Here is a 21,364-nt window from a genome sequence, read left to right as displayed (position 1 = left end):
TATTTATCGTGACCGACAATAACCAGCTTCGCAGTACGATTGGGATCCTATACCCGGGCGAGATGGGAGCCTCATTCGGGAAGTTGCTGTGCGAGGCCGGGTTTCGCGTTATTACGACCGTCAAGGGCAGAAGTCCTCGTACGCGCCACCTTTGTCACAAGAACGGGCTGAGCGCAGTTGAGCTTCCTCGTGAAGTTCTCGAGCGCTCGGATGTCGTGATATCACTTGTTTCTCCAGGTGCGGCGCTTTCCGTAGCCAGAGACGTTGCTGCGCACCTTGAAGGTTCTTCCCGAAGGCTGCTTTATCTGGATGCGAACTCCATCTCCCCGTTGACTGTGGCACAAATCTCTGAGGCGCTGGGTCGCGTTCCGGTTGACTTCGTCGATGGTTCGATCTTTGGGTTAGCGTCACAACTCGGGCAAAGGGGGACCCTATACCTTAGCGGAGCGCGCGCAAGCGAACTTTCAGCTCAATTCGAATCCATCATGCGTGTCAAAGTCGTCGGAGATATGCCGGGCCAGGCGTCGGCTCTCAAGATGATCGTTTCGGGGATACCGAAAGGCTTGTCGGCGCTGTTCATCGAGACCATGATGCTTGCCCAAAACATGCATCTGCTCAACGAAGCAATGGAGTCTTGCGACGAGATTTACCCAAGCATCATGGAAGTCGTCCGGCGGATGTTGCCCACCTATCCACAACATGCTGCCAGACGATGCGAAGAACTGAAAGAAGTGGAAGAGACGATGTTGAGCAGTGGCTTGTCCCCTCGAATCGTTCATGCCGTTCGAGAACTCACGTCCGCTTTGGCCAATGCCGACTGGCCCGAACGTGCCCCTCAGCAATGGACCATTGCTGAAGTGATTGGGGAGATACATAAGCAGCGGATATTGCAGTCTCAATTTACAGAACGACAGAGCCCGGATGGAGAGGGATTTGACGAGCAGCCGATCATCGTTGGAAACCGCGGTGAAGCCTCATAGCGATAGTCGCAGACGTTTTCGCGCACGAAAAAAAATGACCCCATCCGGACGAGGAAACCTCCTCGCCGGATGGGGTCGTGTTATGAAGTTGTTACAGCTGGTGCTAGTTCTGGTACTCGTACGCTCCGATATCGTGGCGAGCGCCTTTAGGACGCGGATTGCCATCGAAGTCGGCGGTCGGGGGAGGACCCACGGTGGAGTTCCCGGCGTCGATCGCTGGCGAACCTGGCTTCAGGTGGTAATCCCCTGAGCCGTCTGCTTGCCAGTTGACGAACGTCGTTCCCAGCGCAGGATCCAAAGAGATATCGTTCGAATGCACGCTCTGGTTGCTCGTGCCCCATTGGAGGCAATAGTTTCCGCCAGCGTTGTTCCAAAGGTCATTGTTCAGATAAGTGATGGAAACACCAGGAGGAGCGGTAATTCCGCACCGGCTGGTCTGCTGACCTGTGTTCGCAACGATGTTGTTGCTGATGGTCGTGCCGTTACCGCTCATGACGATAATGCCACCAGTTGTTGAGAAGACGGTGTTGTTCGAGATCAACGAATTGACATTGTTATTGGTCGCGTTCGAGTTCCCGACCAGGATGCCCCAGCCGCCCGAAGTGTGATGGACGATATTGTTCGTGACCACGTTTGCGGTTCCCGCAGTCTCAACAAGGATGCCGTCCGATTGCACAGTGCTCGAAGTACATTTCGGGCTACCGTTACGATAATTAATGTCATAGATCAAGTTGCTGTCGATCGTGATGTGGTTAAGATCGCTGTTGCTGGAGCCGCTGCCGGCGATCTGGATGCCACCACCGCCATTCGAGCCGCAATCGGTCTGAATGCCATGGATGGTGTTGCGAGTGATGTTGACATACGAAGTGGTTACATACAGACCGAGGTTGTTACCCGCCGAACTGGTATTGGTAACCTCAAAGCCGTCGAAGGTGATGTAGCTGCCCCCGAGGACGACCACGGTGCTGTTGCCGGTCACCGAGTTCTGAATCTTGCACGCACCTCTGGTGGCGCAAGTAACAGTGATGTACTTTCCTGCAGATCCCGACTTTGTGAACTGCGCCGCACTGCTGCCGTAATCGTACGTGCCAGCCGCAACCTGTACGGTTTCGCCAGGGGACGCGCGATTGAAGGCATAGTCGGGTGTAGCGCAAGGACTGCTTTGAGTGCACGAGCCAGAATTGCTGCCCGACGGCGACACATAGTAGTTGGCACCGCTGGGGTTTGGCGCTGCGGCTGCGGCAACGGTGAGATTCAAAGACGCCGAAGCTGTCTGGCCGTTGGCATCGCTCACTACTACGTTGTAGGTGGTCGCTCCTGATTGAGTTGGCGTACCGGAGAAAGCGCCAGCCTGGCTCAAGCTAAGACCAGCATCGCAGACTCCTGAACAACTCCTAATTGTCCAGGCATAGGGAGTCGTACCACCGGTAGCAGAAAGAGAAGCGCTGTATGCGGCAGATACGCTGCCATTCGGGAGCGTACTGGAAGAAGTGATTGACAGCGGGGAGGTTGGCGGAGCAGTCGTCGCAGGAGGAGCGGTTGCAGCCCCGATGGCGATGTTCATGGGTGCTGAAGCAGTCTGCCCCTTGGAGTCCGTTACCGCGAAAGTGAACGTGCTGGTTCCGGCATTGATGGGTGTGCCGGATAAGAGGCCAGAGTTGCTGAAACCCAGTCCGGTGTTACAAGCACCTGCACAACCCTTGATCGACCATGTGTACGGAGACGTTCCACCGGTAGCAGTGAGAGGAGCGCTGTAGAACGTAGACACAACGCCACTCGGAAGCGTGCTGGGAGAAGTGATCGTCAAAGCGGTGTTTGCAGGAGGAGTGGTTGCAGGGGGATTGGCTGCGGTTCCGATCGTGACACTCATGGGAGCGGATGCGGTCTGCCCTTTGGCATCGGTTACTGCAAAGGTGAACGTGCTTGTCCCAGCATTAACTGGTACACCAGATAACAGGCCAGCCGCGTTGAACCCAAGCCCAGTGTTACAGGCACCCGAACAGCTTTTGATTGCCCATGTGTAGGGAGAAGTCCCCCCGGTAGCAGTAAGCGCGGTGCTATACAAGGTAGATACAACGCCGCTTGGAAGAGTGCTGGGAGAGGTAATCGATACAATGGAGTGACTGGATGCGCGGGAAGCAAGGGTAGCAGATTGTCCGCTACCACACGCGACCGTGAACGCCAATGCCAGCAGTGAAGATACGCCAAAGAACTTCTTGAAAAATGCCAATATTTCATCCTCATTAAAAGATTTTGAGCACGTGTTGGCCGGCAGTTTTGCCGGGTGACAAAAAGACACAGTTCTGCTGAACTCGACGGGAGACAGGGCTGTCCGAGGTCCGCGAGATAACAGAACAAGGGGTGGGTTGTATCTCGTTAGTTGTTCGGCGCGCACACTAGTGCGCGAAGGTTGAAGTCTTTAAAAATCGTTTTTCCGAAACCAAATGATGTTGCCGATGCGTATTTTTCGGGGAGCCAGAAAGCACAGCGGGCGCTGACAAGGTGGAAGCAAGTTAAGCGCCAAATTCACAATCCAGCCATCATTTACTGAAAAAAAGACTTACTGAGTCGATCCATTCTTAGGTGGCGAATCATTAAGGTGTGTTGTGCAAACTATTGCGCAATTTTTTCCCGTCCGAGCGTAGCTATTACTGATCGATTTTGTGGCGGCGAAGAGAGATGCAACTTCGAAGATGGACTATCTACTTCTTGTCGACAATGAAGTTTTTGCTTTGCTTGCCTGGCACCGAATTCAAAATAGTCGGCAACGTCCATTGTTAGTGGCACGGAGGCCGTTGCATCATCCTCGTTGATCGCCGTTGCAAGTACCTTTCGGAATCACGGGTTTCTGCATGAAGGGCAAGAGGGATGCGGACTGCGCCAGCACTGCAGGCTCTACACCCGCACTCAATTCCTGTTCAATGGGATCTCATGAACTTCCTGACGATATCGATTGCGCTCCAAGTGGAAGGAAATTTCGTATCGCTTGTCGCGGCGTGGCCGGTAGACCAGTGCTGGCCGAAAGCATACTAAGCAACGCCCGCCTTTCTTCCTTACGCTGGGGTAAAGGATGCCGTTGGACTGCGCCTTCAGGAGCCTCCGCGCGAGCTTCTGAGGTTCCCTGTAGCACTCTGGAACAGGTTCAGGTTCCAGACATTCCGCATAGTCCGCAGCGGGTTCCAAGGAGTGAAACTCCGCATGAAAATCGGCGAGCCAGTCATCGTAGGTAGAGGATTCTGTCTCCGGCATACCTGATGGAGAATCAGGAACCACGATGTCGGAGAGCCGTTTAGCCTTGTGATAGCTCACCTCGGTAAGCGAGGTTTCCAGTTTGTCCGCAGCGTACCAGGCGCCTCGGGTAGAGTCGTTGAATCGAGCCCCGGTCGGGCTCGGATGAAGGAAGGCCGCGCGAACAATTTGGGCACTGGGAATACCGTAAACCAGCTCGTAAGTGCTGATGCCAACCAGTCCAGATTGCTCTCCCTGAATGCGATCATTCGTGGCCCCATCCAGTCGAATTAATTTTTCGAGCATGTCATCGTTATCGGCGATGTCATCGAGAACTGTTCCACCATTGCTGTACCGGGAGGGGATCAACCGGTGCATACCGTCCCGGTCAACCTGGCGAAGCGGTGGAATCACTGCCCACCCCGCCAAGCGTCAAGCATTCGCCGGACCTCGATCATTCCCGGCTGACCACGCTGAATCATGTACGCAAGAGGTGTACGGCCCATAAAGATCGACCCACGATTTGAAAGCGTAATCCAGCGGTCTGCCCAGGGCTTACCGAAATAGATGTTCAGAGCTTTGTAGATTCCAATGAGCAGAGAGATGCGCGTAAGCGTGTCCTGATCGAGCGTCCTCTTCGGATGGGTCTTCCAAGCGTGGAAAGTCGAAGACGCCAGGCCACCGAGTAAGGCACGAGATTGTTCTTCATTCAAATCCCACTTCTTGCGAAGATTCAGGAATGCCTTGATAGCTGCGGAGGAAAGCTCCGCGCGTTCGGAGGCACTGCCGAGATCGGCACCGGATTCGAAGTCGTATCCGGCGATCCGGGGTAGGACAAGTGTGACAGCAGCAGCAGTCATCGCGAAACCTCGATTTCGACAATTATTATCCTCGAAAACAAGGATAACCCGCAAGAAGCCCTAAAAAGATAGTTGCTCGCCCCCCGACCGCAAGGGATCAGGGGGATTTGAGTCCTTTTTTAATGATAGCAACTTATTTATCATCAATTACTTACATGTCGCCTATTCAATAGTTGTGTAAGAAAATGTGTAAATTTCACACGAAAAGTCTGACCGGTCGAAAGAATCATCACCGAAGAACGTTGAACTCAGTTTTGAGGGGATTGTATTGGTGGCGGGTATCGGAATCGAACCGATACGAGATTGCTCTCGGGGGTTTTTGAGACCCCTGCGTCTGCCAGTTCCGCCAACCCGCCAATGTCTCTATTAGACCACAAAGTGCTGAGCTTGAAGATCGATCCTACGAGGGGTGCGCGGCTTAGCCTTGTAGACGTGGACCTTGCCACCGAACCTCTGAGGGCAAGTTCTATCCATTCGTGGCCATCGACCGTCGGATATTACTGTGAGAGCGGCCACAACCAGGCTGCGCCGCGAACACCGCTCGAATCGCCATACTTGGCCTGTAGAATCGGTGTATCGAACTCTCCCCCAAAAACGTACTTCGACAAACGCTTTGGAAGGCTCTCATAGAGATGCTGCGTATGCGAAAGACCGCCTCCCAACACAAAGGCGTCGGGGTCAAGAATGTTGACAATGTTCGCCATTCCGCGGGCCAGACGGTCTTCCAGGCGCTCGACCGCCGCAGTAGCCTCCGCATCTCCTGCAAGAAAATCCGCAATAATCTCGCGAGAGGTGGCAGCCCTGCCGGTCACCTGCTTGTAATCCCGCGCCAGCCCTGTCCCTGAGACCCACATCTCCATGCAGCCGCGTTTGCCGCAGTAGCAGAGAGGTCCCGGATTCTCCTCTTCCTTTGGCCACGGCAGTGGAATATGCCCCCACTCGCCTCCAGTGCCATTAGGCCCAGGATGCACCTTGCCTCCAATCGCAACGCCGCCACCGCACCCCGTCCCCAGGATCACACCGAAGACGACATTCTTCCCTGCCGCCGCGCCATCTGTCGCCTCCGACACGGCAAGACAGTTCGCATCGTTCGCAAGACGCACCTCGCGCGCCATCGCCATGGACAGGTCCCTATCGAACGGCATTCCATTCAGCCACGTCGAATTGGCGTTCTTCACCAAGCCGGTCTTGCCCGAGATACTGCCAGGAATTCCCGCGCCTACCGTGCCCGTTTTTCCTGTCTCCGTTTCAATGCGATGCACCAGGCCCACAATCGCGTCGACTGTGCCCTTGTAGTCGTTACGCGGCGTATCCAGGCGATAGCGCAACAGCTCTTTGCCATCATTGTCGATCGCTAACGCCTCGATCTTCGTCCCTCCAACATCGACACCAATCCGCATTCCTGTATGCGTTTGTATATTTCCTTCGTGCACTGAAACTCTCCAGGGTGATTTACAGAACGCTTCCAATCAACGATCGAAGGCCCATCCAGCATTGCACATACTCTTGTCCAGCTACTGAACTTTGCCGGAAGGCCGCAGCTTCCGCAGCTCCACTGCGCAGGCAATTGCATTCAGCGCAGCCAGCTTCAGATTGTCCGCAGCCAGCCAAAGCCAGAACCGCGAACTCGTCTCTGCATCGCCGAACTCACCCGTTACCCGCACCACAATGTCCTCCTGGCCAGCTGCAGTCAGGTTGCTCGGAGGCTCGCCATCGTCGCCAATCAGATCGATGTGCTCGCCTTGAAGAGCGGCCTCAACATCCTCCATCGCTGCGGGCCTGTCCAGTTCAACAAGCAACAGCACCACATAGCCGTGAAATACCGGGGCCTGCACCATCTGCAATGCCAAATGGGGCAGCGCCCCTCCGGCAAGTTGCGCAAACTGCGTCCTGATACGTAGCTCCGTCTGGGCCAGCTTCACGCGCGAGTTCTCTCCCAAAGCCGGCAACAGATTGAACGACACCTGCGCATCGTACTGCTCACGCGGCAACGTCTGAAACGACAGCAGGCTCACCGTCTGCTGATGCATCTCATCCATTGCAGCGCGCCCATGCTCCGACGCCGGCTCCATCACCGTTGCGGCAAGGCTCTTGATACTTACCCGCGCGTTTAACCTTCCCGCGACCAACGCCAGCATCAGCGCCGCCGGATGCGCCGCAATCACGGCCGGAGTCTTCAGATCAGGCGCGCGTCCCACTGCACCGATCGCCTCAGAAGCCCACGGAGCAAGCACCAGCACATCCTTCTCCGCTTCCAGCGCATACGTCAGGTCGACGATGCTCGCACCCGCCCGCCGTGCCTCCTGCCAGTGATGCCTTGCCGCCTCTGCATCTCCGGCAAAGAAAACGAAGTCCATACCATCGAAGGTCTCTGGCTCAATCTTCTGGATAAATGCAGGCTCTTCTCCGGCCGAAGTCACCTGTCCTGCAGCGTCTTCATCGTCATCCAGCAGCACGACATTTGAGGCAGCGAGCAGCGACTCACCCAGTTCATCTGCAAGCTCTTTTCCTGCCAGCGATGAAGCTCCCACAACCCCAATGCGATACAGTCTGCCCGCCATATCCACCTGCAATCCTCTGTTGCTTCTCCACACCTAATGCATTCAGGGGGTTGTCGAAGCCTGCCGCCTCTTCTTCTGTCCCCAGGAATAGGCCAGCCGCGCCAACACACCCGACACCAGATACCCCAGCGCAACAACGATCAGCGCATACTCCGAATACAACGCGATCACCGCGCCGACCGCGACAATCAGCGCAACAAGCTGGAAAGGATGCCTCTGTCCCAGGCTGATCTCCTTGCCGCTCCAGAACCGCCACGTGCTTACCATCAGGAATCCCGTAAACAGAATCAGGCAAAGCCACACAACAGACAGACGCGGGTCATCGATCGGCGAGCCATTCTCAAAATGCACCACCGAAGCCACCACACCCGCCCCAGCGGGAATCGGCATACCGACAAAGTACTTTTTGCCCGGCCTGCCTGGGTTGCGCGGCTGTGGATTCACGCTGATATTGAACCTCGCCAGCCGGCTCGCACCGCAGATCAGAAACAGGAAGCAGACAAATATCCCCAGATGCACCATTCGGTCGTGCAGATGTGGATACCCTGCGACCGGGACCGCTCGCACTCCCCACAGATACGCCAACAGGCTGGGAGCAACGCCGAACGTAATCACATCCGCCAGCGAATCCAGCTCCTTGCCAAAGTCGCTCGCCGTGTTCGTCAGCCGCGCAATCATGCCATCGACGCCATCAAACAATACGGCGAAACCAATCGCCAGCGCCGCGCGGTCGAAGAATTCCGGCGCCGCCGCCGAGCCTTGAATGCTCTGCGTAATCGCGTAGTATCCAGCAGCGATATTTCCCGCCGTAAACAATGACGGCAGCACATACATGCCGCGGCTCGGTCGGCGTCTCTCTTTATCGGCTGGGTTCAAACGCGCCGCTCCGGACGCCTCCGATGCCATCAGTTCACCGCTATCTCTGCCAGCACCGTCGAGCCGCCCTTCACTTTCATGCCCTTCTTGACCTTCAGGTTCGCCTCCGCAGGCATCAGCACATCTACCCGCGAGCCAAACTTGATCAATCCCATCCGCTGCCCGCGAGTCACCACATCGCCAGCCTTCAGATTGCAGACAATTCGCCGCGCCAGCAGGCCCGCAATCTGCTTGAAGCTCACCTCGTACCCTCCGGCATCGATCGTAATCAGGGTCTGTTCATTGGCCAGCACCGATTCCGGCTTCATCGCGTTCATGAACTCACCCTTGCGAAATTCCACCAGCGTCACCCTGCCACCTACTGGAACACGGTTCACGTGCACGTTGAAGACGCTCAGAAAGACGCTCAACCGCAGCTTGCTGCCCGTCGGCGTCTCGATCCACTCCGCCTCGGTCACCACGCCATCGCCAGGGGAAACGATCTGTCCGGGCCCCGTCGGAATCGTTCTGTGAGGATCGCGGAAGAACCACAAAAAAAACAACGCCAGCAGCACAGGCAACGCCACCAGCAGCGTCAGATGCGTCAGCTTCCACACCAGCACCGCGACCACGCCTAACCCCAGCGCGTAGAAGTATCCATCTCGAACCATAAGTGACTCGATTATACGGCCACCGGGCGCATAACGACTCCCGCGTACACTCGTGTTGCTGCCCTCGTCAGATAAAGCTGGCTCGCGGAGATTACGGAACCTGTTCCATCCGCCGAATCCGCTCCATCTCGTCCTTCAGACTCAGCTTCAGCTTCTTCAACCTCACCTCTTCCATCTTCTCCGGCTCGGTCAAAAACAGCTTCGATCGCAGCGTATCCAGTCTGCGGTCATAAAGACTGTGTTCCTGTGCCAGTTGTTGAAGAGTGGGGTGGAGTGCGGACTCCGGTAGCTCCGTAAATTTGGCAGTCTGCATGAGACGGACACCTCCTGGCTCAAACGACATCCCAACTTGGCCCCACACCTTAACACATGCCCATCACCAAACGCAAAACATGAAATCCACAAAATAATGAGCCATTTTTGATAGCAGTCAGCGGCAAACCTTTGTCATCAAAACGGCATCGTCTACAGGGTCGCGATAATACGCTTTACGCACTCCCGCATCAGTAAATCCCAATTCCTTGTACAGCGCAGCAGCAGCTTCGTTTTTTGAGCGCACCTCTAGTTCCACCGCTTCAACCTGCTGGCCGCGGCACCACTCAATCGCCGCTTCGCACAAGGCCAACCCCACTCCGTTCCGCCGCTCACCGGCTGCAACTGCGACGCTCTCCAGCTCCCCCACGTCACCAATCACCTTCGCCACTGCAAACCCAATCAGCGTGCTGTCTCTATCGGCCACAATCAGCCTACGGCGAACCACCACGCCCTCGCATGGAGTCAGCATCGCGGCATACTCCTGCTCACTCCAGTGCGGAGCACCCTCTACCGCACGCTCCAGCACCATGACAGACGCGATGTCCTCCACCCGCGCCGCGCGTATCTCCAAAGCCACGCTCACTTAGCCTGCCCCACAGGCTTGGCGAATATCTCCGCGTCCGTCCGCCTCAAATAATTCGCGTCCAGCGCAGCCACATCGTCGAACGCCTGCGCTTCAGCCCGCTCCACCGCGAACGGCAACGCATCGGCCGCCAGCGGCTCTCGCACCACAAGCGGCCTCATCTCAACCAGGACATCGGCAACCTTCGCCTCACACACAACCACCGCAACAGCTTCAACAGCAGCGGCAGCAACCTCTTCGCCTGTCAGCAGATTTTCGCACACGCACCGATGCCCCGCGTAAACGCCGCAATAAAATTCCTCACGTCCGGCATCCAGAACCGCGCAAATCTCGCGGTCCTCTCTCCGCGCGGCACTCGCCAGCACCGCCAGCCGCGACACCGCTATCAGCGGGACACCGCCCGCCTCGCTCAGCCCCTTCGCCGCGCTCAACCCCACACGCACCCCGGTAAACGATCCCGGCCCATGCACCACAACAATCGCCGCCAAATCGCTAAGCCGCCATCCGGCTGCGCCGAGCATCTGCTTCACCACCGGCAGCAGGCGCTCCGAAGCGCTCCGCCCCGGCAGAGTCTCCCCGGCAACCAGCTCATTCGGCAGAGACGTATCCGCAACCGCAACACTGCTCTCCGCCCCACACGTATCGATCAGCAAAAACCGCATCAGCTACGACCCTTCTCCATGTCTCCTACAATCTCCACCAGCACTCCCCCTGTGCTCGCCGGATGCACGAAGAAGTACCTGTGTCCTCCCGCTCCCACCCGCACCGCATCGCTCGCCAGCCGAATCCCCTGCTCCTTCAGTCTCCGAAACATCTCATCGACATCCTCTACAGCCACGGCAATATGGTGAAGCCCTTCGCCGCGCTTTGCAACGAACCTGCCGATCACCGAATCCTCCGCCGTCGCCTCCAGCAGCTCGATCCTGCTCTCACCCACAGGAAGCATCGCCGTCTTCACCTGCTCATGCTCCACCGTCTCTTCGTGCGCAACACGCATCCCCAGCCCTTCATAAAATCCTCGGGCCGCCGCAATGCTCTTCACCGCCACACCAAGATGATCCAGCCGCAACCCGTTCTTTCCGCCATCAATAAAGGTGTCATCCTGAGCGAAGGCGGCAACGCCGCCGAAGTCGAAGGACCTGTATTTGTTACTGCTGGCACCACTGCCCGCCTTCCACTCCGCGCAACGCCGCACCTCCTCCATCAACCTCGCAACTCCCTCACCCGTCGTCGCCACGCAACGCACCACAGGAGCAACCCACCCCCCCGAAGCCGTTGCCAATCCCTGCATCGCTACAATCTCCGCCTCGACCTGCTCCGCCCCGCCGCGATCGCTCTTGTTAATGATGTACACATCGGCCACCTCCATCACCCCGGCCTTCAGGCTCTGCACGTCGTCTCCCATGCCCGGAACAAGGACCAGCACCGTCACATCCGCCAGCCGTGATACCTCAACCTCGTCCTGTCCTACACCCACTGTCTCGATCAGAACGGTCTCTCTCCCCGCAGCCGCCATCACATCGCAGACATCGCTCACCGCGCGCGAAACCCCACCCAGTGCACCGCGCGAAGCCATGCTTCGGATGTAAACTCCGTTCTCACCCTGCATCCGTATCCGGTCTCCCAGCAAAGCCCCGCCAGTCTGCGGACTCGTCGGGTCTACCGCCACCACGCCAACCTTTTCTCCCTCCTCCGCCAGTTGCCGCGCCATCCGATCCACTAGCGTGCTCTTCCCCGCCCCCGGAGCGCCCGTCACTCCCACCCGCAGCACCCTTCCCGCAATCGCTCTGGCAGCCTCCAACAACGCCTCCGCCCCCGGCAACCGATCCTCAACCATCGAGATCGCGCGCGCCAGCGCCCGCACATCGCCCGCCCGAAGACGCTCCAGCATCCCTTCCGTACTCACTCGTCCGCTCACCTGTGCGATCATAACTCTCTGCCTCAGGGGGCATTCGATTGCCCCCAGTAACCCCAAAAGCGTGTCATCCTGAGCGAGCGAAGCCAGTCGAAGAGCCTGCCCTGAGCTTGTCGAAGGGACCTGCGGTTTGATTCTCATCCGGCAAGACCTCAAATCATTTGCGCCCATAAACAGATACTTTCACCTATAATTCCCGTGCCGTCACTTCAACCTAAGGACCCCTCAGTGAAGCTTACGTACCGCTCCATCGCCACTGGCATCCTCCTCGCCTCCGCATCTCTCGGCTACGCGCAGCTCGAAGGAAGCGCGCCCATCCCGCAGTCAACCAACCATCCTGTCCCCGCCATCCAGGACACCGAGACTCCCGCCCAGCGCGACGCCCGCATGGCCTGGTGGCGCGGCGCCCGCTTTGGCATGTTCATCCACTGGGGCCTCTACTCCATCCCCGCCGGCGAGTGGCATGGCCAGCGCACCACCCACATCGGCGAGTGGATCATGAACGACCTCTCCATCCCCGTCGCCGACTACAAGGCCTTCGCCACCCAGTTCAACCCCACCGGCTTCTCCGCGCACGACATCGTCGCCCTCGCCAAGGCCGCCGGCATGAAGTACATCGTCATCACCGCCAAGCACCACGACGGCTTCGCCATGTTCGACTCCAAGGTCGACCCCTTCAACATCGTCGCCGCCACCCCCTTCAAGCGTGATCCCCTCAAGGAGCTGGCCGAGGAGTGCCGAAAGCAGGGCGTCAAGCTCGGCTTCTACTACTCGCAGTCGCAGGACTGGACCGCTCCCGGCGGCGGCGCCGCCTACCGTGATCTCCCCGGACACAACAAAGAGACCGGCCACTGGGACAAGGCACAGGACGGCTCCTTCGACGACTACCTCCACAAGAAGTCCATCCCCCAGATCAAGGAGCTGCTTGAGAATTACAAAGAGTTCCCCGTCGTCGTCTGGTTCGACACCCCCGGCAAAGCCATGACCCCCGAGCGCGCCGCCGAAGTCGTCAAGCTGCTCAACAAGTACCCCAACCTCATCTGGAACAACCGTCTCGGTGGAGGCTACAAAGGCGACACCGAGACCCCGGAGCAGTTCATCCCCCCGCAGGGCTACCCCGGCCGCGACTGGGAGTCCTGCATGACGATGAACGACACCTGGGGCTACAAGTCCTTCGACACCAACTTCAAGTCTGAAGAGACCCTCCTGCGCAACCTCATTGACATCGCCTCCAAGGGCGGCAACTACCTGCTCAACATCGGGCCCGACTCCCACGGCGTCGTCCCCGCCCCCGAGGTCGAACGCCTCCGCGCCATGGGCAAGTGGCTCGACGTCAACGGCGAGGCCATCTACGGGACCTCCGCAACCATCTTCGACACCCCCACCGGCACATTCAGCACCACCGAGAAGGGTCGCGACGGCAAGCCAAAGTTCGTCCCCTCATGGGAGTGGCGCTCCACCACCAAGCCCGGCAAAGTCTACGTCGAGATCTTCGACTGGAAGAACAGCTTCCACGTCGACAAGATGCCTCGCAAGGTCACCAGTGCCTACCTGCTCGCCGACAAGGCACACAAGCCGCTCAAGTTCACCCAAAGCGGCGACGCCCTCGACGTCCAGCTACCCGCCAAGGCCCTCGACCCCATCGCCACGGTCCTCGTCCTCAACACAGCAAAATAATTCACCTCCACATCCACTAACAAAAAACGGGTGGCCCAGGTCTCGATTCTGAGACCTGGGTTCATTCGAGCGAAGCTCTAACCCGCATCTAGGTACCCCAAGGCTTTAGCCTTGGGCCTCTCTCTATCCAACGAAGAAAAGGGGCTTCAGCCCCTCGGTATCCTTTCCCCCAGCCCACTTGTGGTGGTTCATTCGAGCAAAACTCGACCCACCACAACGCCAAATTGGCCGAACCACGAACTAATAGTCTTGACACCTGTATCCCGCCAGCGACTATGCTCATCCCCAGACTTCTTCTTCATTAACTCCCACGGCCTTCGCGGCCCATTTCCAGCAATGGTCTGACCAGCATTGCCGCCGGAGCACTGATTCATGTCGACGAACGCCTCAAGCCTGTCCGAACCAGGCTTCACCACATCGGCCCCCGATAAGACCCCCATCCGCTGGTTCGTCTGCTTCCTGCTCTTCCTGGCCACCACCATCAACTACATGGACCGCTCGGTCTTCGCCTTCATCGAGCCGCTCCTGCACAACGTTCCCTTCATGGGCTGGGACTTCAGCGCCGACAAGTTCCACCAGACTGCCTTCGACAACAACTTCGGGAACGTCATCATCGTCTTCCAGTTCGCCTACGGCATCGGCTTCATCTTCGCCGGGCGCATCATCGACAAGCTCGGCACCAAGACCGGCTACGCCCTCGCCATCCTCATCTGGGGACTGTCGTCCATGAGCCACTCTCTCGTCGGCTCCGTCATGGGCTTCTGCATCGCGCGCGCTTTCCTCGGCCTCGGAGAATCCGGCAACTTCCCCGCCGCCATCAAGGCCATTGGAGAGTGGTTCCCCACCAACGAGCGCGGCAAGGCCGTGGGACTCTTCAACTCCGGCACCAACGTCAGCTTCTTCCTCACGCCGATCCTCATCACCTTCATCACGGCCCGGTTCGGCTGGCGCTCCGCCTTCCTCGCCACGGGGTCGCTCGGCATGATCTGGCTCGTCATCTGGCTGGCCTTCCCGTATAACAAGCTGCGCCGCGGCGCCACCATGACCCAGGCCGCGCTCGCCCCCGTCACCGAAGGCGGCCCACTGCTCAGCAAGCTACTCACCAACCGCGGCACCTACGCCTTCGCCCTCGGTAAAGGACTCACTGACGGTGTCTGGTGGTTCTATCTCTTCTATCTGCCCCAGTTCCTCAACCGGAACTACGGCCTCTCACTCTCCGAGTCTTACTGGTTCATCGTTACCGTCTACGTCGTCTCTTCCGTCGGCTCCATCTTCGGCGGCTCCCTCTCCGGCTGGCTCATGGGCCGCGGCTACTCCGTCGACAAGGGACGCAAGCTCGCGATGCTCTCGATGGCCCTGCTCGTTCTGCCGCTTATCTTCGTTCCGCACATGGGAGCGCTCTTCCCCACCAATCCCTGGCCGGCGACGCTGCTGATCGCCATCGCGGCCGCGGCACACCAGGGCTGGTCCGCCAACCTCTTCTCCACACCGTCCGACATGTTCCCCTCCACCGCCGTCTCCACCGTCGTCGGCATCGGAGGAGCAGTCGGCGCCGCTGGCGGTGCAGCCTTCACCTGGATGGTCAAGCACAACCTCTCACTTCATCCGCTCGTGGTCTTCTCCATCGCCGCAAGCCTCTACCTGATTGCTCTAGCGATCTTCCAGATTCTCGTTCCGCGCCTCGGACCGCCTAAAACGGCCTGAACGTCTCGCTTTGGCGACGCTCTCCGCCCGCGTGTTACCCTTCTTTTCTCGAAGGAAAGGGACGGTCGCAGTTTTGAAAAAAGAGGCGCAAGACAAGGACCAGGACGTCACCACCCCGCATAGCCAACTCACCATGCAGGTCGTCGAGCACGTCCGCGCGCTCATCGCCTCCGGTGAAGTGAAACCGGGCGACCGCCTTCCTCCCGAGCGTGAACTCGCGCGCAAGCTCCAGATCTCGCGCTCCAGCCTTCGCGCAGGCATCGGCTTCCTCTCCGCCATGGGAGTCCTCAAGAGCCGCCACGGCGCCGGGACCTTCGTCTCCTCCGGCCCTCCGGCATTGGATTCCAACTCGCTCTCCGTCCTCGGCGTCCTCCACGGCTTCCTGCCCTGGCAGATGTTCGAGGCGCGCCTCGTCCTCGAGGCCTCCGTCGCCGAACTCGCCGCCGAGCGTGCCACCGACGAGCACATCGCAGAATTGGCCGAAGAGGTCGCCGAGATGTACGCCTCTCTCGACGATCCCCAGGAATATCTCATCCACGACGTCCGCTTCCATCGCACCATCGCCCGTGCAGCGGGAAACCCCATCCTCGGCGCGCTCATGGAGACCATCACCGCCAATCTCTACGAGAACCGCTCCAAGACCGTCCAGAAGGCGCAGGACCTCAAGGAGTCGGCGGAGATGCACCGCGAGATCTACCGCGCCATCCGCTCCCACAACCCCGCCGGAGCCCGCCGCACCATGGAAGTGCATCTCAACCTCGCTCGCACCGCGCAAGACGCCGAGACCGACACCGCACTGCCCGCTCTCGACCGCATAGCCGCCAAAACCGCCTCCTGAAATAACGCCAGTTCCCAGCCCACAAACCGGGTGCCCCATCTTCGCGACTGCTTTATCGTCGCTAAGGTGGGCATCCGTGCGAAGCGGAACCGCATCCAGGTACCCCAGGGCTTTAGCCTTGGGCCTCTCCCATCCACACAAGAAACAGGGGCTTTAGCCCCTGGGGATATGTCACACGACTCCCTGATAAACTGGGCCTTACGACCCATGTCTGAAGCGCAGAAGAAGTTCTACCTCACCACGCCGATCTACTACGTCAACGCGCGCCCCCACATCGGCCACGCCTACACCACCATCGCGGCCGACGTCATCGCCCGCCGCCAGCGTCTTCTCCTGGGCGACGACAACGTCTGGTTCCTCACCGGAACCGACGAGCACGGCCAGAAGGTCCAGCGCTCCGCCGAGGCCGCCGGAATCACCCCGCAGCAGTTCACCGACCAGGTCTCCGCTCAGTTCGAGGGGCTCTGGAAGCGCATGGGCATCACCCACAACGACTACATCCGCACCACCGAACCCCGGCACAAGCAGGGCGTCCAGAAGCTCTTCAGCGAGCTCTACTCGCGCGGCCACATCTACCTCGACACCTATACCGGCCAATACTCCGTAGGCGAGGAGATGTTCGTCGACGGCCCCCCCGGAACCATCGGCCCCGACGGCAAACCCACAGAGACCGTCACCGAAGAAAACTTCTACTTCCGCCTCAGCGCCTACCAGGCCGAACTGATCGACCGCATCGAAGCAGATGAAGACGATCCCAAAGCCTTCCGCATCGAACCCGAGTCCCGCCGCAACGAAGTCCTCAGCTTCCTTCGCGGCAACGTCTCTTCAAATATCCCAGCCGCTCAGGATGGTGTCATCCTGAGCGAAGCGCGCAGCGCGGAGTCGAAGGACCTGCATTTCTCCGCCAAAGGTACCCCCTACGTCCCTGGCGCACTCAAGGACCTCTCCATCTCGCGCAGCTCCTTCGACTGGGGCATCCCCGTCCCCGAGCCCGCCGCATCCGCCACAAAGAAGAAGCACGTCATCTACGTCTGGCTCGACGCCCTCGCCAACTACATGACCGCCATCGGCTACGGCTCCGATAAGCCCGTCGACATCGCGAAGCTCGAAAAGTTCTGGCCCGCCGACCTCCACCTCGTCGGCAAAGAGATCATCCGCTTCCACTGCGTCTACTGGCCCGCCTTCCTCCTCGCCGCCGGCCTCCCGCTGCCGAAGAAAGTACAGGCCCACGGCTGGTTGCTCTTTGAAGAGTCGAAGATGTCGAAGTCGCGCGGCAACATCGTCCGCACCGAAACCATCCTCGACGCCTTCGGCTCCCTACTCGTCACCAACGGTGTGTCATCCCGACCAGCCCCGTCATCCCGACCGGAGGCGCGCAGCGCCGCAGTGGAGGGATCTGCTTCTCTACCACCAAAGCACGATCAGGACCTCTTCGCCTCCGACGTCCTCCGCTACTTCCTCCTCCGCGAGATCCCCTTCGGCCAGGACGGCAGCTTCTCCTTCGACGCCCTCGTGCAGCGCTACAACTCCGACCTGGCCAACGGCTACGGCAACCTCGTCAGTCGCACTCTGACCATGATTCAGAAATATTCAAGTTCGCAGATTCCGACCGCAATTAAGCTTGAACCCAACGAACTGCCTGAACACGCACAACGATATTTCTTTGGCTTCATCAGCGGCCCTGGTAAATGGGCATTTGCTAACGAAACAGAGAAAAAGGATTTTCAACTTAGATTTTCGGCGGGTCCTCTCGAACTGGGTATCAATCAAGCATTTAAGAACTTTGATTTAGCCAGGGTTGTTGAAAATCCCATGTGGGCGATATCTGGTACGGATAGCTATTTGAGTAGTAACGCACCGTGGAAGATGGCCGAAGGTATTGAAAGGGATGATGTGCTCTATACCTCCGCCGAATCCATCCGCATCATCACTGCGCTCCTCTACCCCATACTTCCCTACTCCACTTCAAAGGTCTGGGAACAACTTGGCCTTGGAGACATCGAAGCCGCCGCAAAATCCGGCGTGCTAAATAATCTTCAATGGGGCGGCCTCAAGCCCGGAACAAAGCTCGGCCCGCTCGGCCCCATCTTCCCCCGCGCACCCAAGGAACTCATTCAAGTCATGACCGACGCCGAACAGAACACCACCGCGACCACGCAGACCGCGGAGCCACCCGCGTCTCAATCCTCAGAAGCCGCGTCCTCTGCGGCCGTTCCTGTCGCTGAAACAGCAGCCGAAGCCTCAGCTCCCATCGCCATCGACGACTTCGCCAAGATCGACCTCCGCGTCGCCCGCGTCCTCGTCGCCGAGCGCATCCCCAAGGCCGACAAACTCCTCCGCCTCGAAGTCGACCTCGGCACCGAGAAGCGCCAGATCCTCTCCGGCATCGCGCAGTGGTACGCGCCCGAAGACCTCATCGGACGCCGCATCATCATCGTCGCCAACCTCGCCCCCCGCAAGATGCGCGGCCTAGAGTCGCACGGCATGTTGCTGGCCGCCTCGCACGGCGAAGACGGCAAACCCATCCTCGCCACCTTCGCCGACTCCGACCAGATCGAACTAGGCTCCCGCCTCAAATAGGGTCTCCCACAAACCGGGTGCCCCATCTTCGGCGCGCAGCGCCTAAGGTGGGACATTCGAGCGAAGCTCGAACCGCTTCTGGGTACGCCAAAGCCTTCAGGCTTGGCCCTTAGAGCAATTTTCCTTGAGGCGTGGTTCATTCGGCGTGGATTTATGTCGCGCTTTCAGCGCTCGAAGCCTTGATTGGCATCGCCTACCTGGGCCTTCGGCCCAGGCTGATATCTGTCGGGCCTTTGGCCCTTGTCCGACATATGAGTGAAAATGCTCTAAAATCCAGCTAAACGAACAGGGGCTTTAGCCCCTGGGGCCGATCACCCGTCCGCCCGGCTGATCGCGATCACAAAATAATTGGCCATCGTCGTGCCCACATTCTTCAACCCGTGCATCACGTTCGACGCGTTGAAGATCACTCCCCCCGGCCCAACCTTGCTCATCGTGCCGTTGCTGTTCACCTCAAGTTCGCCCTCGCGGATGAAGATGAACTCCGAGTGGCGATGCTTGTGCGGAGGATGCGGCATCTGCCCCGCGGGCAGCGTCGTCTCATGCACCTCCACCGGCTCACCCGTTGCCAGAACTCCCTGCACCACGGCACGGCTCGCTCCACCGTTCGAACTTGGCTTCACCGGAAGCGACTCGAAGGTCCACGTCCGCGACTTGTCCAGAACATCATTTCCCCGTGCCTGGGCATCCGCCTCCGGCACCGCCCCCGCTCCCACCGCCGCCAGCGCAGAGAGAGCCACACAAAGATCACGTCGACTTAAATTCTTCATGCCCGCCATCCTATCCCACACTGGCAGTGTCATTCCGAGCGGAGCGCAAACCACCCCCGAAGGGTGTCATTCCGAGGGAGCACAGCGCAGAGCCTGCCCTGAGCGAAGTCGAAGGCAGAAACCTGCATTTTCCTTCCCGCGCCCCACAAAATCCTGTCAAGCCCCACTTCCCTCCATCTTCAACGAAACAAAGGAGATCGACGTTGCCGATTTACCCTTCCCGATTCGATACACTAAATAAAGAACCTGAATTCATACTCCGTCAATTTGAACCCGGCATCAAATCCTTATTCCTGAATACTTTGGAGCCATCGAACACGAAATATAAGGACTTTTGCCAGAACCGCATAACGAAGTCCAACCGTAACTGCAATCGTTTGAAGACTTTGCACTAAAAAATACGGGGTACACCCAGCAATGCTCATCGACTCCCACGCGCATCTCGACTTCTACACCACGCACCCGACTGACCGGGACGAGATCCTCGCGCGCGCCTGGGATGCCGACGTAAGAACCATCCTCGCCATCGGAATCGGCGAGAACCCCTCCGAGATGCACCTCGCTCTCGACCTGGCCAACGCCGTCGAAGGCGACCGTCAGCCCCGTGTCTTCGCATCAGCAGGCATTCATCCCGAGCAGGCGCACAACGCCACGCCGGAAGCTCTCGCCGAGCTGACCCGTCTCGCCGGACAGTCGCGCTGCGTCGCCGTCGGAGAGATCGGGCTCGACTATTACCACCTTGAAAACCCCGATATCGAGACGCAGAAGCATGCCTTCGTTACCCAGATGAAGATCGCCGTCCAACTCCAGAAGCCGATCATCATCCACTGCCGCACCTCCGAGCTTGCCACGCCAAAAGCCAAAGAAAAGTACGGTCCCGCCGACGCCTGGGCCGATACTCTGACCCTCATCACCGAACACTTCAAGCCTGCAAAGCTGCCAGGAATCATGCACTGCTTCTCGGGAAACATCGACGACGCAAAACGCTCGCTCGATCTCGGCTTCTACCTCTCCTTCGCCGGAAACCTAACCTACCCGAAGGCGCAGAGCATTCGCGACGCAGCTGCCTTCGCTCCCGCCGACCGTATCCTCGTCGAGACCGACGCGCCTTTCCTCGCCCCGGTTCCGCTTCGCGGCCAGCGCAACGAACCCGCCTTCGTTACCCACACCGCGGCAGCCCTTGCCGAGCTGCGTGGCATCTCAACCGATGAACTGGCAGTGCAGACAACGGAAAACTTCCACCGGCTCTTTCCCACTACTCGCGAAACGCAACGCCTGAAATAATAGAAACGACATAAGACAAAAGAGGAAAACAGAACATGGCATCCGATAACAGCTTCGACGTCGTCAGCAAGGTTGAGATTCAAGAGGTCAAGAACGCCATCGACCAGGCAAGCAAAGAGGTCCACGCCCGCTTCGACCTCAAGGACTCCAAGTCCTCCATCGAGCTTCAGGGGCAGGATGTCATCCAGCTTGCCTCGCAGGACGAGTACAAACTCAAGGCGGTCATCGAGATCCTCTCGCAGAAGCTGGTCAAGCGCGGAGTCTCGCTCAAAAACATCGAGTACGAGAAGATCGAGCCCGCCGCCGGCTCCTCCGTGCGCCAGAAGATCAAGCTGAAGCAGGGCATCAACTCCGACGCCGCAAAGAAGATCGTCGCCCTCATCAAGGACTCCAAGCTCAAGGCCCAGGCCTCCATCCAGGGCGACACCGTCCGCGTCGTCTCCAAAGACCGCGACATCCTGCAACAGATCATGGGCAAGCTCCGCGGTGGAGACTTCGGCGTCGACCTCCAATTCACCAACTATCGCAGTAACTAGCGTTGCC

19 protein-coding genes and 1 tRNA gene are annotated in these 21,364 nt (G+C 58.8%); 7 read left to right on the top strand and 13 right to left on the bottom strand.

Going from position 1 to position 21,364, the window contains the following annotated elements:
* Nucleotides 1–8 precede the first annotated feature (8 nt).
* Entirely contained in the window at nt 9–980 is a 972-nt protein-coding gene (locus tag JSS95_17650; protein MBS1801639.1) for an NAD(P)-dependent oxidoreductase, read from the top strand.
* A gap of 103 nt (nt 981–1,083) precedes the next feature.
* Here the strand turns inward: JSS95_17650 and JSS95_17645 are convergent, their stop codons facing one another.
* The 12 genes from JSS95_17645 to meaB all read right to left on the bottom strand — a co-directional run bounded on the left by JSS95_17645 (nt 1,084) and on the right by meaB (nt 11,983).
* Nucleotides 1,084–2,850 carry a hypothetical protein gene (locus JSS95_17645; protein MBS1801638.1) on the bottom strand — a complete coding sequence of 589 codons (1,767 nt, stop codon included), beginning with the start codon at nt 2,848–2,850 and terminating at the stop codon, nt 1,084–1,086.
* Between the two features lie 1,037 nt (nt 2,851–3,887).
* On the bottom strand, nt 3,888–4,586 hold the full coding sequence (locus JSS95_17640) for an RES family NAD+ phosphorylase (GenBank protein ID MBS1801637.1): 699 nt from the start codon (nt 4,584–4,586) through the stop codon (nt 3,888–3,890).
* A gap of 32 nt (nt 4,587–4,618) precedes the next feature.
* Nucleotides 4,619–5,068, bottom strand: coding sequence for a DUF2384 domain-containing protein (locus JSS95_17635; protein ID MBS1801636.1), 450 nt, complete (start codon nt 5,066–5,068; stop codon nt 4,619–4,621).
* Between the two features lie 269 nt (nt 5,069–5,337).
* Nucleotides 5,338–5,424: transfer RNA gene (locus tag JSS95_17630), tRNA-Leu, on the bottom strand.
* A gap of 141 nt (nt 5,425–5,565) precedes the next feature.
* Nucleotides 5,566–6,468 carry a fructokinase gene (gene mak / locus JSS95_17625; protein MBS1801635.1) on the bottom strand — a complete coding sequence of 301 codons (903 nt, stop codon included), beginning with the start codon at nt 6,466–6,468 and terminating at the stop codon, nt 5,566–5,568.
* 114 nt (nt 6,469–6,582) lie between these two features.
* The gene (locus JSS95_17620) at nt 6,583–7,629 is read right to left on the bottom strand and encodes a segregation protein B (GenBank protein MBS1801634.1); all 1,047 of its coding nucleotides are present in this window, start codon (nt 7,627–7,629) and stop codon (nt 6,583–6,585) included.
* A 42-nt stretch (nt 7,630–7,671) separates the two neighbouring features.
* Nucleotides 7,672–8,463 (bottom strand): CDP-diacylglycerol--serine O-phosphatidyltransferase, encoded by a 792-nt coding sequence (gene pssA / locus JSS95_17615; protein MBS1801633.1) that lies wholly within the window; start codon nt 8,461–8,463, stop codon nt 7,672–7,674.
* A 71-nt stretch (nt 8,464–8,534) separates the two neighbouring features.
* Complete coding sequence (locus tag JSS95_17610) at nt 8,535–9,155, bottom strand: phosphatidylserine decarboxylase family protein (GenBank protein ID MBS1801632.1); 621 nt, start codon at nt 9,153–9,155, stop codon at nt 8,535–8,537.
* Nucleotides 9,156–9,246: 91 nt separating this feature from the next.
* The gene (locus tag JSS95_17605) at nt 9,247–9,468 is read right to left on the bottom strand and encodes a DUF465 domain-containing protein (protein ID MBS1801631.1); all 222 of its coding nucleotides are present in this window, start codon (nt 9,466–9,468) and stop codon (nt 9,247–9,249) included.
* Between the two features lie 117 nt (nt 9,469–9,585).
* Entirely contained in the window at nt 9,586–10,053 is a 468-nt protein-coding gene (rimI, locus tag JSS95_17600) for a ribosomal protein S18-alanine N-acetyltransferase (GenBank protein ID MBS1801630.1), read from the bottom strand.
* The gene (gene tsaB / locus JSS95_17595) at nt 10,050–10,715 is read right to left on the bottom strand and encodes a tRNA (adenosine(37)-N6)-threonylcarbamoyltransferase complex dimerization subunit type 1 TsaB (protein ID MBS1801629.1); all 666 of its coding nucleotides are present in this window, start codon (nt 10,713–10,715) and stop codon (nt 10,050–10,052) included. Before tsaB ends, rimI begins: the two co-directional genes overlap by 4 nt.
* The gene (meaB, locus tag JSS95_17590) at nt 10,715–11,983 is read right to left on the bottom strand and encodes a methylmalonyl Co-A mutase-associated GTPase MeaB (GenBank protein ID MBS1801628.1); all 1,269 of its coding nucleotides are present in this window, start codon (nt 11,981–11,983) and stop codon (nt 10,715–10,717) included. The genes tsaB and meaB overlap by 1 nt, the downstream gene beginning before the upstream one ends.
* Before the next feature lie 213 nt (nt 11,984–12,196).
* On the opposite strand from meaB, the gene JSS95_17585 reads away from it, so the two are divergent.
* The 4 genes from JSS95_17585 to metG all read left to right on the top strand — a co-directional run bounded on the left by JSS95_17585 (nt 12,197) and on the right by metG (nt 18,767).
* On the top strand, nt 12,197–13,645 hold the full coding sequence (locus tag JSS95_17585) for an alpha-L-fucosidase (protein ID MBS1801627.1): 1,449 nt from the start codon (nt 12,197–12,199) through the stop codon (nt 13,643–13,645).
* Nucleotides 13,646–14,017: 372 nt separating this feature from the next.
* Nucleotides 14,018–15,349 (top strand): MFS transporter, encoded by a 1,332-nt coding sequence (locus JSS95_17580; protein ID MBS1801626.1) that lies wholly within the window; start codon nt 14,018–14,020, stop codon nt 15,347–15,349.
* A 133-nt stretch (nt 15,350–15,482) separates the two neighbouring features.
* Entirely contained in the window at nt 15,483–16,187 is a 705-nt protein-coding gene (locus JSS95_17575) for a FadR family transcriptional regulator (protein ID MBS1801625.1), read from the top strand.
* A 207-nt stretch (nt 16,188–16,394) separates the two neighbouring features.
* Nucleotides 16,395–18,767 carry a methionine--tRNA ligase subunit beta gene (gene metG, locus JSS95_17570; protein MBS1801624.1) on the top strand — a complete coding sequence of 791 codons (2,373 nt, stop codon included), beginning with the start codon at nt 16,395–16,397 and terminating at the stop codon, nt 18,765–18,767.
* A 311-nt stretch (nt 18,768–19,078) separates the two neighbouring features.
* Here the strand turns inward: metG and JSS95_17565 are convergent, their stop codons facing one another.
* A complete protein-coding gene (locus JSS95_17565) occupies nt 19,079–19,537 on the bottom strand; it encodes a cupin domain-containing protein (GenBank protein MBS1801623.1) in 459 nt (152 codons plus the stop codon).
* A 417-nt stretch (nt 19,538–19,954) separates the two neighbouring features.
* Between JSS95_17565 and JSS95_17560 the strand changes: the two genes are divergently transcribed.
* A complete protein-coding gene (locus JSS95_17560) occupies nt 19,955–20,821 on the top strand; it encodes a TatD family hydrolase (GenBank protein MBS1801622.1) in 867 nt (288 codons plus the stop codon).
* Nucleotides 20,822–20,856: 35 nt separating this feature from the next.
* Nucleotides 20,857–21,357 (top strand): YajQ family cyclic di-GMP-binding protein, encoded by a 501-nt coding sequence (locus JSS95_17555; GenBank protein ID MBS1801621.1) that lies wholly within the window; start codon nt 20,857–20,859, stop codon nt 21,355–21,357.
* The last annotated feature ends 7 nt before the right edge of the window (nt 21,358–21,364 follow it).

The organism is Acidobacteriota bacterium (assembly GCA_018268895.1).
Lineage (GTDB): Bacteria > Acidobacteriota > Terriglobia > Terriglobales > Acidobacteriaceae > Edaphobacter.
The sequence above is the reverse complement of the archived record's forward strand: the minus strand, read 5'-3'. Positions and strand labels throughout refer to the sequence as shown.